The 327-nt window shown below is 76.5% G+C and carries 1 pseudogene; it reads left to right on the top strand.

Going from position 1 to position 327, the window contains the following annotated elements:
• A pseudogene (locus tag G3I65_RS41270) lies at positions 1 to 327 on the top strand (LuxR family transcriptional regulator); the annotation flags it as partial.

Below are 327 nucleotides of genomic sequence, written 5' to 3'. Positions count from 1 at the left end.
AGCACAGCCGGAAGGCGGGGAACGCGGCCGACGCGTTGCGGTACGGCGAAGCCGCCGCCGACCGCGCGATCGAGGCGGGGGACCCGGCGACCGCGATCGGCCTGCTGCGCGCGCTGCTGGCCGGGCCGGACCTCGATCCGTCCGATGTGGACAGACTGGCGGCGAAGCTGGCTTCCGTGGCCGCGAACGGCGTGTCGCAGGCGGAGGTCGTCGCGACCCTCGAAGGGCTGTTGTCCGGCGACCGGCTGTCCGGGCGGCTGTCGGCGGAGATCCGGCTGAGCCTCGGGCTGCTGCTGGCCCGGCAGGCCGGCGGCCTGGAGGCGGCGC

The organism is Amycolatopsis sp. SID8362 (assembly GCF_010550475.1).
Classification (GTDB): domain Bacteria; phylum Actinomycetota; class Actinomycetes; order Mycobacteriales; family Pseudonocardiaceae; genus Amycolatopsis; species Amycolatopsis eburnea.
The sequence above is the reverse complement of the archived record's forward strand: the minus strand, read 5'-3'. Positions and strand labels throughout refer to the sequence as shown.